The 14,397-nt window shown below is 64.7% G+C and carries 13 protein-coding genes; 5 read left to right on the plus strand and 8 right to left on the minus strand.

Going from position 1 to position 14,397, the window contains the following annotated elements:
• Positions 1-31: 31 nt before the first annotated feature.
• The 3 genes from hemC to P7228_RS10585 are packed head-to-tail and all read left to right on the plus strand — an operon-like array spanning position 32 to position 2,611.
• A complete protein-coding gene (gene hemC / locus P7228_RS10575) occupies positions 32-976 on the plus strand; it encodes a hydroxymethylbilane synthase (RefSeq protein ID WP_278015207.1) in 945 nt (314 codons plus the stop codon).
• The gene (locus P7228_RS10580) at positions 973-1,650 is read left to right on the plus strand and encodes a uroporphyrinogen-III synthase (RefSeq protein ID WP_278015208.1); all 678 of its coding nucleotides are present in this window, start codon (positions 973-975) and stop codon (positions 1,648-1,650) included. Before hemC ends, P7228_RS10580 begins: the two co-directional genes overlap by 4 nt.
• A 58-nt stretch (positions 1,651-1,708) precedes the next feature.
• On the plus strand, positions 1,709-2,611 hold the full coding sequence (locus tag P7228_RS10585; protein ID WP_278015209.1) for an MICOS complex subunit MIC60: 903 nt from the start codon (positions 1,709-1,711) through the stop codon (positions 2,609-2,611).
• A 14-nt stretch (positions 2,612-2,625) separates the two neighbouring features.
• Here P7228_RS10585 and P7228_RS10590 read toward each other — a convergent pair whose 3' ends face one another.
• Positions 2,626-3,840 carry a UbiH/UbiF/VisC/COQ6 family ubiquinone biosynthesis hydroxylase gene (locus tag P7228_RS10590; RefSeq protein WP_278015210.1) on the minus strand — a complete coding sequence of 405 codons (1,215 nt, stop codon included), beginning with the start codon at positions 3,838-3,840 and terminating at the stop codon, positions 2,626-2,628.
• 28 nt (positions 3,841-3,868) lie between these two features.
• Here P7228_RS10590 and P7228_RS10595 point away from each other — a divergent pair, with 28 nt between their 5' ends.
• Complete coding sequence (locus P7228_RS10595) at positions 3,869-5,917, plus strand: protein-disulfide reductase DsbD family protein (RefSeq protein WP_278015211.1); 2,049 nt, start codon at positions 3,869-3,871, stop codon at positions 5,915-5,917.
• Here the strand turns inward: P7228_RS10595 and P7228_RS10600 are convergent.
• From P7228_RS10600 to P7228_RS10620, 5 genes are all read right to left on the minus strand, one after another.
• A complete protein-coding gene (locus tag P7228_RS10600; protein WP_278015212.1) occupies positions 5,895-6,464 on the minus strand; it encodes a hypothetical protein in 570 nt (189 codons plus the stop codon). The genes P7228_RS10595 and P7228_RS10600 overlap by 23 nt on opposite strands.
• Before the next feature lie 35 nt (positions 6,465-6,499).
• Entirely contained in the window at positions 6,500-7,000 is a 501-nt protein-coding gene (locus tag P7228_RS10605) for a MarR family winged helix-turn-helix transcriptional regulator (RefSeq protein WP_278015213.1), read from the minus strand.
• A gap of 89 nt (positions 7,001-7,089) precedes the next feature.
• Positions 7,090-7,806, minus strand: a complete 717-nt coding sequence (locus P7228_RS10610; RefSeq protein ID WP_278015214.1) for a hypothetical protein — start codon at positions 7,804-7,806, stop codon at positions 7,090-7,092.
• 126 nt (positions 7,807-7,932) lie between these two features.
• On the minus strand, positions 7,933-9,438 hold the full coding sequence (locus P7228_RS10615) for a S10 family peptidase (RefSeq protein WP_278015215.1): 1,506 nt from the start codon (positions 9,436-9,438) through the stop codon (positions 7,933-7,935).
• A gap of 53 nt (positions 9,439-9,491) precedes the next feature.
• Positions 9,492-10,952 carry an amidohydrolase family protein gene (locus P7228_RS10620; protein ID WP_278015216.1) on the minus strand — a complete coding sequence of 487 codons (1,461 nt, stop codon included), beginning with the start codon at positions 10,950-10,952 and terminating at the stop codon, positions 9,492-9,494.
• 141 nt (positions 10,953-11,093) lie between these two features.
• Between P7228_RS10620 and P7228_RS10625 the strand changes: the two genes are divergently transcribed.
• Positions 11,094-11,648, plus strand: a complete 555-nt coding sequence (locus tag P7228_RS10625) for a hypothetical protein (RefSeq protein WP_278015217.1) — start codon at positions 11,094-11,096, stop codon at positions 11,646-11,648.
• Positions 11,649-11,651: 3 nt separating this feature from the next.
• Here the strand turns inward: P7228_RS10625 and P7228_RS10630 are convergent, their stop codons facing one another.
• Together P7228_RS10630 and uvrB are read right to left on the minus strand one after the other, a co-directional pair.
• Positions 11,652-11,951, minus strand: a complete 300-nt coding sequence (locus P7228_RS10630; RefSeq protein WP_278015218.1) for a hypothetical protein — start codon at positions 11,949-11,951, stop codon at positions 11,652-11,654.
• A 216-nt stretch (positions 11,952-12,167) separates the two neighbouring features.
• A complete protein-coding gene (gene uvrB / locus P7228_RS10635; protein ID WP_278015219.1) occupies positions 12,168-14,351 on the minus strand; it encodes an excinuclease ABC subunit UvrB in 2,184 nt (727 codons plus the stop codon).
• Between the last annotated feature and the right edge of the window lie 46 nt (positions 14,352-14,397).

Consider the following 14,397-nt stretch of genomic DNA (forward strand, 5'->3'; position numbering starts at 1 on the left):
AAGGAATTGCGGAGCTAGGGCAAGCGCATCCATGCCCGATCCTGTTTCTCCCGAACCGTATCTGCGCCTCGGCACACGGCGCTCCCCCCTTGCCATGGCGCAAGCTTACGAGGCGCGTGCCCGCCTGTGCGCAGCGCATGGCTGGGATGAAGACCGCGTCGAACTCGTGCCGGTCCTCGCCAGCGGTGATAAAATCCGCGACCGGCCCCTGGCCGAAATCGGTGGTAAGGCGCTGTGGACCAAGGAGCTCGACGAATGGCTTGCGGAAGGCCGGATCGACGGCGCGGTCCACTCGATGAAGGACGTCGAGACGCTCCGACCCGATGAGCTGTCGATTGCCGCGATCTTGCCGCGCGCGGACGTCGCCGATGTGCTGGTGGGGGCCGCGAGCATCCGCGAGATACCTCCTGGCAGCCGGATCGGCACCAGCGCACCCCGGCGTGCGGCTCAGTTGCTCAATGCCCGCCCCGATTGCGAGGTCGTCAACTTCCGCGGGAATGTAGCAACCCGGATTTCCAAGCTGGCGGCGGGCGAAGCCGATGTCACGCTGCTGGCGGCGGCCGGCCTGTTGCGACTGGGTGAAAGCGGGGTCGGCACGCGGCTTGATCCCGGCGATTGGCTCCCTGCGCCGCAACAGGGGGCAATCGGGATCGAGTGTCGCACCGATGACGAGCGTGCCCGCGGACTGATCGGTGCGATCGACGACAGGCCAAGTCACTGCGCAGTCTTGGCTGAGCGAAGGCTGCTGGCGAGCCTTGGCGGCGATTGCCGCAGCCCGGTGGCAATGCTGAGTACACTCGAAGATGAGACGCTGACACTCCGCTGCGCGCTCTACAGCCCTGACGGGAGCCAGAGAATCGAACGGGCGGGAGCGGGCGCTGCCGATGCCATCGACTGGGTCATGAAGCTCGGAGAGGATTTGCTCGGCGAGCTGACCGAGGGGATGAAACCGGTGTTCGGACTGACCAAGGCATGACCCGCGTCTTCGCGATCCGGCCGGAACCAGGGCTCAGCGCAACGATCGAGACTGGAGAAGCGCTGGGTCTTCAAATCTCAGGCTATTCGCTTTCGCACGTGGAGCCTGTCGAATGGCATTGTCCCGCTGAAACCTCGTTCGACGGACTGCTGGTGGGTAGCGCGAATGCCTTTCGCTTCGCCGGCCCACAACTCCGAAAACTGGTCGATTTGCCGGTTCTAGCCGTTGGCAAGATCACCGCGGACATGGCGCAGGTTCACGGTTTTGCCGTGGAAAAGATCGGCGAGGGCGGGCTGCAGTCCCTTCTCGATGCATTGCCGGACTCGCCGCGACACCTGTTGCGACTAACGGGTGAACGCAATGTCGCGCTGAATCCGCCTCCCGGAGTGAGCATTTCCGAGCAAGTCGTCTATCGTACGCTCGAACTCCCCATGCCGCGAGAATTCGCGAGAGAATTGGCGGATAAGTCTCTCGTTCTATTGCACTCTGCCGGTTCGGCAGCGCATTTTGCGGCGGAATGCGACCGTCTTGGGTTGGCGCGCGAGATGATCGCCCTGGCAGCCATGGGTCCGCGAATACTGGCGGCTACGGGTCATGGTTGGGCGGAGGCGCGTAGCGCGGTTAATCCGCGCGAGACAGCACTCTTGGCTTTGGCTCGCGAGATGTGCCATTAATCCTGTTACATGGCGTGTCGGGAGAGGGCGCGCTGATGGGGTCGTAGAACGGATTGTAATGGAATCGAGATTCGGCAGTCGCCGCAAAAGTCCTTCGATGCAGCCGATTATCGGTGCGGCCGTGGCGTCGTTCCTGCTCGGCGGGGCAATCGTCGGGTATTTCGCTTGGCGTTCGGGCGATACGGAAGAACCGGTCGCGATCGCTGCACCGACTTCGGGTGTCGCGAGCGATGCACCGGGAGATGAATCCTCGCCGACGCCGACACCTTCGGCCAGCGAAGCGGCCCAGGTAGCGGAAGCTGCCGAGGCGGTAGAGCGAGTGGCCGAACAGCAGGGCGGGCTGGATCAGCGCCTGGCCGCGGCCGAGCAACGCCTCGCCCGGCTCGACCTCCAGGCCCAGGCGGCTGCGGGCAATGCCGCGCGCGCCGAAGGCTTACTGATCGCCTTTGCCACGCGGCGCGCGGTCGAACGCGGCGCGGAACTCGGATACCTCGCGGATCAATTGCGGCTGCGGTTCGGTGACGCGCTGCCCAATGCGGTGCGAACCATCATCAACTTCTCGCGCCAGCCGGTCACGCTCGACCAGTTGCTGGCGCGGCTCGAAGGGCTGGGCCCGGAGATCAGCCAGAACGACACCGTCGATTCCTGGGCTGATATCCAGCGAGAGATCGGCCAATTGTTTGTGATCCGTCGCGAGAGCACTCCTTCGCCGCAGCCCGAGAGGCGGCTGGATCGGGCGCGCCAGTTCCTTGAATCGGGCCGGGTTGACGCTGCTATCGCGGAAGTCCGCAATCTCCCGGGCGCCGACAAGGCAGAAGCGTGGATTGCCGATGCTGAGCGTTACGGCGATGCGATGCGCGCGATTGATCTGGTCGAGACGGCAGCGGTGCTGGAACCGCGACGGCTGCGCGACGGGGCTGGCAATACGATCGACCAGCTTGGCCCGGCCGATACGGAGTAGGCAGTAGCGGAGCCTCAGGCCCGCAGCATGTCCGGCAAGTCGCCCGACATGCCGCGCGCTTCATCCATGAAGAACTGCTTGAGCAGGCCGCTGCGCTGGACGCCGGCCATGCCGAGGCGGCGGATCGCGGAGGCGATCTTGCCGGGCACGCCGAACAGCCGGGTCAGCCCGTCGGTAGCGCCCATCACCATCAGTGAATCGAGCGCGCGCCAGTCTTCATAGCGCTTGAGCATCTGCGCATCGCCGAGATCGAGCCCCAGCCGCCGCGCTTCGTCGAGCACCTCGACCAGCGCACCGACGTCACGCAGGCCCAGGTTGAGACCTTGGCCCGCGATGGGATGCATGCCGTGCGCGCTGTCGCCAACCAGCACCAATCGCTCGCCCGTCATCCTGGCCGTGTGCTGAAAACTGAGCGGATAGGACGAACGCCTGGAATTGAGGCTGACCTCGCCGAGCAGGTCGCCCATTCGCTTGTCCACTTCCGCCAGGAATGCGCGATCGGACATGGCGAGCACGCCTGCTGCATCCTTCTCGTCGACCGTCCACACCAGCGCGCTGCGGTGCTGGCCGTCCGGCCCGTCGAGCATCGGCAGCAGGGCGAAAGGACCGGCCGGATAGAAGATCTCCCAGGCGACATTGTCATGCGGCTTGGTGTGATCGAGCCCGACAATGATCGCGCGATGGCTGTAGTCCCAGGTCGCCATCATCAATCCAGCGTCTTCGCGGGTGGGCGAGCGGCGCCCCTCTGCGCCGACCATCAGCGCTGCTCGCAGCCTGGTGCCGTCACCGAGCGTGACCGAAACCTCGAACTCGCCCCGCTCGCGCGCAATGACATCGACCGGCGCGTGCCAAACGATCAGTGGTTCCTTCCTTGCGGCTTCGAACAGCGACAGGCGCAGCTGTCGGTTGGCGAACATCCGCCCCAGCGACCCCTCGTGCGGGCCGGGCGTGAAGTCGATCCAGCCGGGTTTCATCTGGTCGGTGACCGCGATCGAGGCGATCGGGCAGGCGTGCGGCTCGAGATCGTCCGCAATGCCGATATTGCGAAACAGGTTCCAGCTGGCAGTCGAAATCGCGCTCGCCCGGCCGTCGAAGTCCTCGGCCAAAAGATCGGCCGGGTCGGCCCGGTCGACGACGTGGCTGGAAAATCCCTTGCGCGCTGCGGCCAGGGCCAGGGCCATCCCCACGAGTCCGCCGCCGACGATCAGGAGGTCTTTCTTGTCGCTCATCGCCAATCGCCCTAGAGCGTCGGCCACCATGCGCGCAAGCACGATACGCCTCTTCGCTCGATTGTGGTTGATGATCCTGCTGGCCTGCGCCGGCCCACTCCACGCGCAAGGGCCCCGCGCCGAGAACATGGATCGCGGCAGCGCCGAACTGGTCGCCGAAAGTGCGGCTGCTCCCGGTGGCGAGGCCAATGTAGCGATCCGGTTCGAACCCTTGCCCGGCTGGCACGGCTATTGGACGAACCCGGGCGATGCCGGGCGGGGGCTGACACTGGAATGGCAATTGCCCGCGGGGTGGTCGGCCGGAGAGCCGCAATTTCCGGTACCGCAGCGTCTGACCATCGCGGGGCTCATGAACCACGTGTTCGAAGGCGAGCATGCGGTGCTGGTCCCGATCGACGTCCCGGCCTCCGCGGAGCCCGGCCGCGGCTATCCGATCGCGGTTTATGGCGAGTGGCTGACTTGTTCGGATACGTTGTGCGTGCCGCAATGGGCAACGCTGCGCGGCGAGATCAGGGTTGCGGCGGATACGGGCGAGGCCGACCCGCGATTCGCGCAATGGCGCGCTTCGATCCCGCCGCAGCTCGACAGCGATGGACGCTTCGAACTCACGGCCAGCACGCTGCGCCTCGCGATCCCGGTACCGGCCTCGATGGCGCTTCAAGATCCGCATGTCTTCGTCGAGACACTCAAGCTGGTGGATTACGCCGCGCCGCAAGTCTTCCGCCGGACGGGCGATTGGCTGGTCGCCGAAATCCCGCTCAAGGGCGGGGCCGAACCGGAGGCTATCGGCGGCATATTGGCGCTCGGCGACGGGAACGGTGTGCGTTTCGTTGCCCGGCCCGGCGAAGTGCCTGGCGGCGGTGAACTGATCGCCGGTGTTGCAAGTGACGCGCCCCCGCTTTGGACCTTGCTCCTGGGAGCGCTGGCGGGCGGGCTGCTGCTCAACATCATGCCCTGCGTCTTTCCGATCTTGAGCATCAAGGCGCTCAGCCTGGCCCGGGCGGGCGAGAGCCAGGCCCAGGCGCGGCGCGAGGGGCTGGCCTATACTGCGGGCGTCGTGCTCGCTTGCGTGGCGCTGGGCGCGGCGATGCTGGCACTGCGGGCAGCGGGTGAGCAGGTCGGCTGGGCGTTCCAGCTTCAGAGCCCGGGCGTCGTCGTGTTCCTGCTGCTGCTGGCGGTGGGAATTACCGCCAATTTTGCAGGGGTATTCGAGCTTCCATCGCTGTCAATGACGCGCAGTGGCGAGCCGGCCAGCGCGTTTTCGACCGGCTTGCTGGCGGCCTTCGTCGCGACGCCTTGCACCGGCCCGTTCATGGCGGCTGCGCTCGGAGCGGCCCTGCTCCTGCCGCCCATTCCGGCGCTGGTGCTGTTTGCGGCGCTAGGCCTCGGCCTCGCGCTTCCTTTCCTGTTGATCGGCCTCGTCCCGGCGCTGCGATCGATGCTGCCGAAGCCGGGTGCGTGGATGGCAAAATTCCGCAAGGCGATGGCGATCCCGATGGGGCTGACCGCGCTGGCGCTGGTCTGGCTCACCGCTCGTCTTGGCGGACAGGGCTTCGCCCTATTCGCACTGGTGGTGGTCGCCGGTATCGTGATCGCGCTGCTGGTCGTCGGTCGGCTTCAGCGCGCCGGCAAGCTGGCTTGGCCCGCCTTCGGCCTGATCGCTGCGCCCTTCCTGCTGTTCGGCGCCTTTGCCCTGCCATCGAGTTACCAAGTACCGGAGGAATCCTCGGCAGAATCGATCCACCAACCGCAGACCTTCAGCGAGGCTTCGCTGGCCGAAGCGCGCGCGAGCGGCAGGCCAGTGTTCCTGTGGTTCACCGCCGACTGGTGCGTCACCTGCAAAGTCAACGAGAGCGTGGCGATCGAACGCGAGGCGACGAAGGATGCTTTCGAGGAGGCAGGAGTGATCTCGATGGTCGGCGACTGGACTCGGCCCGATCCCGCTATCACGGCTTTCCTCAACCAACAGGGCGCAGCGGGCGTGCCGCTCTACCTCTGGTACGAGCCGGGGCAGGAGGGCGAGCAACTGCCGCAGGTGCTCACCGCCGAGATGCTTATTGAAAAGGCTCGTCGCTAAGATCGGGTTCGGGCAAGAAATCTTCGGCGACGGCTTCCGGTTGGTCATCGCCGCGGCAGGCCTCGATCAGTTCGCTCGGCTTGTCGCTGGGGTTGAGGGTCAGGATTCCCGCCCCCGGAATGGTAGCGGTGACCCCGCGCCGACCGGTCAGGACTTCGAGCTGCGGGTCATCGGGCGCGAAGCTTCCTTCCCACAGGAACCCGTCGCCGAGCGGCACTGCATCGACCTTGAGCCGTGAACGGTGGCCATTGCCGATGAGAGCCAGCATCGCGCCGGCGCCCTCGTCAGCGGCGGCAAAGCGCGTGATCCGCACGGCGGGCGTCGCTTCGTCCTCATCGCAGGTGATCGCCAGCAGCGGCGCCTCGCCTGCATTGCCATAGATGATCCGGCCTGGCCGCGCTGTGCTGTAGGCCCACAGCGCATTTTCCGTGTCGGGCGAGTCGATCGGTTTCGAGGGGCCGGACCCGATATCCGCCAGCTCGAACCGGGTGATGTCCTCATCGGTGGGCGGCGGTTTGCAAGCAGCCAGCAGGAGGAGCGCTGCCATGGAAGCCAGTTGCAGATTTTTCGGCAAGTTTCCTGTCACTTCTCGGTGTTTTCGTCGGATTGTTCGAGTGCCGCGAGTCCGCGCAGGCGGTCGCTTGGCAAGAGCGGATTGAACATCTGCGCGATATCCTTGAGCTGGTCGATCCGCTCGGGACCCAGATCGGCGGCGAGCCCATCCTGTGCGCGCTGCCACGCGCCTTGGGCGCTCGACAGCTTCTCCGTCCCTGCGCGGGTCAGCGAGACCAACCGGGTCCGTTGGTCGTCCTCTGACGGATCGAGCGTAAGCCACCCCTTCGCAGCCATTCGCTCGAGATTCCGGCTCAGCGTCGATTGCTCCATCTTGAGAAAAGGCAGCATGTCGCGCGGGCGAACCGGCTGGAGCACGCAGACCATGCTTAGCAAGGTCAGTTGCTGGGCGGTCAAACCATGTTCGGCCAATTCGTGATCGAACCGGGCCGAGACGACGCGCGCGATCTGGAGCGTCCGGCCGCCGACGCAATGCAGAAGCATTTCTGATGCGAATTCGGCGGCTTTCATCGGTATCCGATCATGGTGGGTAGGCAGCGGGCGGTAATGCAATCTCGCGTTCGTGTAAATTCTCCGCCGTGCCGCCTACCCCCGGATCATCAGTGCCCCATGGCGGGCGATCCGTCCGACCATTTCGACGACACGATGACGGTCGTCGCAAAGACCGATCCACCCTCGGTCACCAGCGGCACCGTCAAGCTGGAGTCGCGCGGGCCGAATGCGTCCTGGGTGACATAGGGCGTGTACAGCATGACGTGGGGCATGAAGCGCCCGCCGCCGGGCGTCAGCACCTGCTTGGGCGAATACATATAGGACATCGCACCCATTCCCGGCGGCTGGATCTTGCCGCCCGCGAGTGCCTGACCGACTTCACTATCGACTTCCTCGGTCGACGCGCCCTGCATGAATTTCCATGTCGTCAGCCGGTGGAGCATCAGCAGCGAAGGCGTCGCCGCGGCGTTGAAACACTGCGGCGCGCGCAGTTCCGGGTCGAAATGCGCTTCATTCCACACGCGCCTGCCGTCCTTCATCGGGGCGGGGCCGGTCCAGCTGCGGCCGGTGAAGCAAGTCCACCCATTGGTCCCCTCGCTGGCGGTGCGGTACGAACCATCCGCCGACAACACCAGGACGGTGGCATCGGCCGAGATCGAGGCCGGCGCCGCCGAGCGGCTGAGCTCTATTTCCTCGGCTTCGTCGAGCAGGTAGGCGGCGGGGTCGGTCACGCCCAGCTTGCCTTGCGCCACGGCAGGCGTGGCCAGGACGAAAGCGGCAGCAGCGGCGGCGGTGACAGTGCGATATATCGATAACATGTTCATGGAAACTCCCTCTCCTTGAGATGAACATGTATATACATGTATCTCGGTGAAGCGAGGTCGATCGTCGGGCGGTAGACGTCATTCGTCGATTGAAACGGTGCGGTCCCGCGTCGCGCTCGGTGCGGCTCAGCGCCCCCGGATGAAGGCGCGGACATCCTCGGACAGCTTGCGGCGATCCTCGTTGCGCACATACATCATGTGGCCTGAATCGTAATATTCGAACTGGACCCGGTCTTGAGGAATGCCGGTGCGGGTGAGGGCATATTCTGCCGCGAAGAACGGCGTCGCGAAATCGTACCAGCCCTGCGCGACAAACAGCCGCAAACCGGAATTTTCGCGCATTGCCCGACCGAGATAGGGTGCAACCGTGAGATAGGCGTTGAAGTCGCGTCCACCAGCGAGACGCCAGTCCCAATCGCTGACACCGCCGATCGTGACATAGTTTCGTTCGGTATCGTAGCCGACCGTATCGCGCAGATAGCTGTTGGCGGCTGCTGTGTAGCCGGCGTCGATGCCGTAGAAGCTCGGATCGTTGTCGGGACCTTCGCCCGCATTGTCGTAGTCCCTGCCGGTGTAGCGACCGTCGAGGCGGCCGACCGTCAACCCGCGATCGCGCAGGAGTTCCTTGTAGAAGCGAGCGGAACTGACGCGCATGTCCGCCAACTCGAGAAAACGCTCGGACAGGCCCGTGAACCGTGCGAGCTGGGGCCGGATCGCGTCCCGCTCGGCCTGGCTCGCCATCTGGCCCTTGAGCAGGAATGCGGCATAGGGCCCAAGTGCGAATTCGCGCGCTTCCTGCGCGAAGGCGGCTGGCGAAGAGCCTTGCGCCTTGCCGTGGTAGAGCGCCGTCACCGCCATGCTCGGCAGGGTCGTGATGTAGCCCAGCTCATTGCCTTCGGTTTCCGCACCGGCGCCGAAATCGAGCACGGTCGAAATCAGGATGACGCCGTTCAATGCTACGTCGTTGTAGCTGCCTTCGAGCTCTTTCACGACCGCCGCGGAGCGGGTCGTGCCGTAGCTCTCGCCGCCAAGGTATTTGGGGCTGTTCCAGCGGCCGTTCTCACTCAGCCATTTGCGGATTACCTGGGCGACCGACTTCGCATCCTTTGTCACCCCCCAATAATCCTTCGGGTCGGTGTCACCGATGGCGTGGCTGAAGCCTGTGCCGACCGGATCGATGAACACTAGGTCGGTCACGTCGAGCAGCGAATCCGGATTGTCGAGGATCGGGTAGGGTGGGCTGCCATCGTCGCGCGCATCGGAAGGGATCGCGACGCGCATCGGACCAAACGCCCCCATCTGGAGCCACAGCGAAGCCGATCCGGGGCCGCCATTGAACAGGAAGGTCACGGGGCGGTTGGTGTCGCGCGGTTCGGCGACATAGGCGGTGGTGACGATCGCGGCCTTGGGCGTGCCCTTGTCGTCCTTGAGCACCTGCTCCTCGACCGTCGCCGAATAGCGGACCCTGCGCCCGCCAAAGGTGCCGGTGAAGCTGCGCGAGGCGGAATTGGCCTCGTAGTCGGCGGAGGCGCTGTGACCCTTGCTCTCCGCCTCGTTCTTGGCGTGGACGGTTGCTGGAAGCATGGCGAGGGCGAGTGCGGCGAAGGCGGCGCCGATGTGTCGTGGGATCATGGCTGCGCTATGCCACCAACGCTCGACTCCAGCAATCCGCCGCCAGGGCAGGTTCATCCCGGACGCCCGCGATACTCCTGCCACAAGGCCATGAAGTCGCGGCGGGTCTTGGGGCCGTAGGTGGCGAAGCTCGGGTTCTGTCGCTCGCGCCGCTCGAGACGGCGGTCGGTCAATCCGTTGCGGGCAGACAGCCGGGCAACGTCGAGTCCGTAGACCCGGGCGCCGTTCAGACCGAAGATCTTGCGCTTGGCCTCTGCCGTCAGCGCGGGGTAGCCGAAACGCTCCTGGTATTCCGCGCTGATCTCGAACGCGCGGAAGGCCTGGATCTGGTCCTGCGGGCTGCCGAACCAAATGCTGTCGCTGCCCCACATGATTCGCTCTTCGCCGAAGTACTTGAGCAGCTTGCCCAAGACGTGCGCCGCTTCGTCGGGGCGGCCCATGAAGTGCCGCCAGGTCGAACCGAGCTCGGCATAGAGATTGCCCTCATTTGGCTTGAACCCAGCATCCTGGTGGCTCTTGATCAGGCGATCGATTCCAACCGGCGCTTCGGGATTGTACGGCCCCTCGACCTTCCCGTGCTCCATCCCCGAATGGTAGACGAGGAAAGTCAGGTCGGGGTTCTGCTTCGCGGCCGGGCCCATGTCCTTGGGCGAGGAATATTCGTATTCGAGCCCGAACAGCGGGATGCCCTTGTGGACCGCGATGGTCGTCACGCCGAGCCGGCGGGCCTCTTCGAATGCGCGTGCGGCATAATCGCTCTCGTCGAGGAAGAAGCCGCGTCCCTCCGGGCCCCATTGTGGATACATCTTCCAGGCATCGACCCGATGGACGCGGGCTTTCTCCTCCATCGCCTCGAAGTCGCCCGGATCGTTAGGCAGCAGCCCGCCGTGGATCAGGCAGCGCGCACCGTCGCCGCCGATCGCCTCGATGATCTCGCGTGCCTCGGCCGCATAATGGGTGGGGGTGGGGTTGCTTTTCTGGCTGCCCCACAGCGCGCTTACCACTGCGACATCGGTATCGCTGTCGAGATAGACCTCTTTGGCTAGCGTCTGGGCCGAATAGCAGTCGAACCCGCTCTCGCCGCATTTGGCGTATTGCCCGAAGGCCTGCCGCAGCACCGCATCCCAGATCTCGCCATCGCGCCCGACCCGCCACGCGCCCGATGGATCGACGCAATGGGTCTGGACGTCGAAGATGAACTCGTCGCCGGTCAGTACGCTTGCAGCGGCGGCTTCGTCGAGCACCGCTTCGGCGGGCAGGGCATAGCGTCCCCCAGCGCCGGGATTGGCCGCGTTGCATGCGGCCAGCGTTGTGGCGGCACCGGCGCTCGTGACAAGGAAGGCACGCCGGCCGAGGCCCAAGCGCTGCGCGTTCTCGCTTGCCGCGTCATGGGCAAACCGGTTGGTCAGTTCTTGCGCTGCGGTCAGTGCGGTCGGCAGGAATTCGCCATTGCTGGTGGAATCAATCCGGATCGGTAGCCGAGAACCATCCGGGTCGAGATCGTGCTTTGCCATGATGTCCCTCCCTTCCTCTTCACTAATTCCACTAGAATTGACCAGGTAGAGTGTATCGACCAATCGCTGCAATCGACCGACAAGTGGCACCCCGATCATGCGGCTTGGTGCTAGGAAAGTGAAGGACTGGGAGGGCTTGCCATGAGATCATTCGCTTTCGCCGCTGCTGCCTTCGCGCTCGGCGGCTCGCTTTCGTCGCTAAACGCACAGGACCAGACAGCCTCGGTCGAGGCGCCCAATCCGGCCCTGGAGCAATTGCGCCATGTCATCGGCGAATGGGACGTCGAAACGACATTCCTGCGCCCGGATGGGAGCGAGGCCGGGTCCTTCGCTGGCACCTACACCTTCGACTGGGTGATGGAGGACAAGGTAGTGCAGGGGGTCAGCGTGATCCCCGAATTCGAGATGGCCTCGGGCATCCTGTTCTACCTGCGCCCCGCCACGAGCGAGATCGAGATGGTCTCGGTCGGGCCCGACGGCCAGTTGTGGACGATGGCTGGGCCGCAGGACAGCGAGACGCGCGAGACTCCGGTCGTCGACATGCCCGATGGCACGACGCTTAAGCTGCGTTTCACCCGCTTCAACGTTACGCCGGATCGGTTCGAATCGCGGATGGAGCGCTCGACCGACGGAGGCGTGACCTGGGTAAAGGGGAACCACCAGGTATTTCTCCGCCGCTCGGCTCCGGAAGGCTAGGAACTAGCTCGCCGGCTTGCGAAAACGGTATACGAACCGATCGGTCTTCCCGCGGATGGCAGGATCGAAGACCGAGATATCGCGGGGATCGTCTGCGTTGGCGAGCATGTCGCTTTCAGCCTCGAATACGAAGCCAGCCTCCTCGAAATCCTTGCGTGCATCGGCGGGATCGATCCGGTGGAGCTTCTCGAACCGATAGGATTCGAGTTTGATATCGGGATGGCGCTCCTTGAGCGCATTCCAAACCTCTTCGTCATAGAACTGCTCGGGTTCGAGTGCGGTAACGGTGCCGCCTTGGCCCACCGCGCCAGCAAGAATTTCAGCCCAATATCCACCACCGCTGACGAGATCGACAGCGTCATCGCCCGGCTTGAGACCAATGAAGGCCAGTACTTCGGCCGGCTCGTGACTTTCGTCGAGCGCGCGCGCAGCCTTGGGCCGGTTGGATTTTGCGACCGATGCGGCAATCAGGGCGCTATGGTCGGTAGAGGCGGCACTGCCGGTCGAAAGTTGGCCGAATTACCGCATCTTCCGTTGGGTCTTGCCGTAGCGCAGCTTGCGCGTGCCCGGCTTGCCTTCGTTCGAACGACCGACGCGCGGGGCCTTGTGCTCCATGTCAGGCAGGCCGAGCTCGTCGTTTTCGAGCCGGCGGATTTCGTCGCGCAAGCGGCCGGCCTCCTCGAATTCGAGATCGGCAGCGGCGGCGCGCATGCGCTTTTCAAGGTCCTCGATATAGGCGCGGAGATTGTGCCCGACGAGGTTGTTGCGCTCGTCGTCGCCGGTGCCGACGACCACGCTATCCTTCGACGCGGTATGCGCGACGATATCGGCGATATCGCGCTTGATCGTCTCGGGCGTGATGCCGTGTTCCTCGTTGTACTGGCGCTGCTTCTCGCGGCGGCGATCGGTCTCGGCGATCGCGCGCTCCATGCTGCCGGTCACGCGGTCGGCGTAGAGGATCACGCGGCCATCCACGTTGCGCGCGGCGCGCCCAATGGTCTGGATCAGTGAAGTCTCCGAACGCAGGAACCCTTCCTTGTCGGCATCGAGAATGCACACCAGCCCGCATTCGGGAATGTCGAGGCCTTCGCGCAGGAGGTTGATGCCGACAAGCACATCGTAAACGCCGAGCCTGAGGTCGCGGATCAGCTCGATGCGTTCGAGCGTCTCAACGTCGCTATGCATGTAGCGCACGCGCACGCCCGCCTCGTGCATGAATTCAGTCAGGTCTTCGGCCATGCGCTTGGTCAGCGTGGTGACGAGCGTACGGTAGCCCTTGGCCGCAGTCTTCTTGCACTCCTCGATGCAGTCCTGCACCTGGTCCTCGACCGGCCGGATCTCGACCGGCGGGTCGATCAGCCCGGTGGGACGGATGACCTGTTCGGCAAAGACGCCGCCGGTCTGCTCCATCTCCCAGCCGCCCGGCGTCGCCGAAACGCAGAAGGTCTGCGGGCGCATCGCGTCCCATTCGTTGAAGCGCAAGGGCCGGTTGTCGATACAGGACGGCAGGCGGAAGCCGTATTCGGCGAGCGTCAGCTTGCGGCGATGGTCCCCGCGCGCCATCGCGCCGATTTGCGGCACCGTCTGGTGGCTTTCGTCGACGAACAGCAATGCATTTTCGGGGAGGTATTCGAACAGCGTGGGCGGCGGCTCGCCCGGCAGGCGCCCGGTGAGGAAGCGGCTGTAGTTCTCGATTCCCGCGCAAGAGCCGGTCGCGGCGATCATCTCTAGGTCGAAATTTGTGCGTTGCTCGAGCCGCTGGGCCTCGAGCAAGCGGCCTTCCTCGTGCAGTTCCTTGAGCCGCTCCTGCAGCTCGAATTTGATGGCCTCGGCGGCCTGCTTCATCGTCGGGCCGGGGGTCACGTAGTGCGAGTTGGCGTAGACCCGCACCTTGTCGAGGCTCGCGCCCTTCTTGCCTGTGAGCGGGTCGAACTCGCTGATTTCCTCGATTTCGTCCCCGAAGAAGCTGATCCGCCAGGCCATGTCCTCGTAGTGCGAGGGGAACAGCTCGAGGCTGTCGCCGCGCACGCGGAATGATCCGCGCGCGAAGGCGGTGTCGTTGCGCTTGTACTGGAGCGCGACGAGCTTGCGGATCAGCTCGCGCTGGTCGACCGTCTCGCCCTTCTTGATGTCGAACACCATCGCCGAATAGGTCTCGACCGAGCCGATGCCGTAGAGGCATGAGACCGAGGCGACGATGATCACGTCGTCGCGTTCGAGCAGCGCGCGGGTGGCCGAGTGGCGCATCCGGTCGATCGCCTCGTTCACCGAGCTTTCCTTCTCGATGTAGGTGTCGCTGCGCGGTACATAGGCTTCGGGCTGGTAGTAGTCGTAATAGCTGACGAAATACTCGACCGCGTTCTCGGGGAAGAAACTCTTGAATTCGCCATAGAGCTGTGCGGCGAGAATCTTGTTGGGCGCGAGCACCAGCGCGGGGCGTTGGAGCTCCTCGATCACCTTGGCCATGGTGAAGGTCTTGCCCGAGCCGGTCACGCCAAGCAGCGTCTGGGTCTGCTCACCTTCGCGCGCCGCCGCGACCAGTTCTGCGATGGCGGTGGGCTGGTCGCCCGAAGGTTCGTATTCGGAGACAAGCTTGAAGGCCTTGCCGCCATCGGCCTTCTCCGGACGCGCGGGCTTGTGGGGGACGAACTCTCCGCTGGTGTCGGGTTCTTCGAGTCCGCGCCGGATTACCAATTCTGCCATGCGCGCACATATGGGGAACAAATGCCGGGATCGCAACGCCGCGTTG

The organism is Altererythrobacter sp. CAU 1644 (assembly GCF_029623755.1).
GTDB classification, from domain to species: Bacteria; Pseudomonadota; Alphaproteobacteria; order Sphingomonadales; family Sphingomonadaceae; genus Erythrobacter; species Erythrobacter arenosus.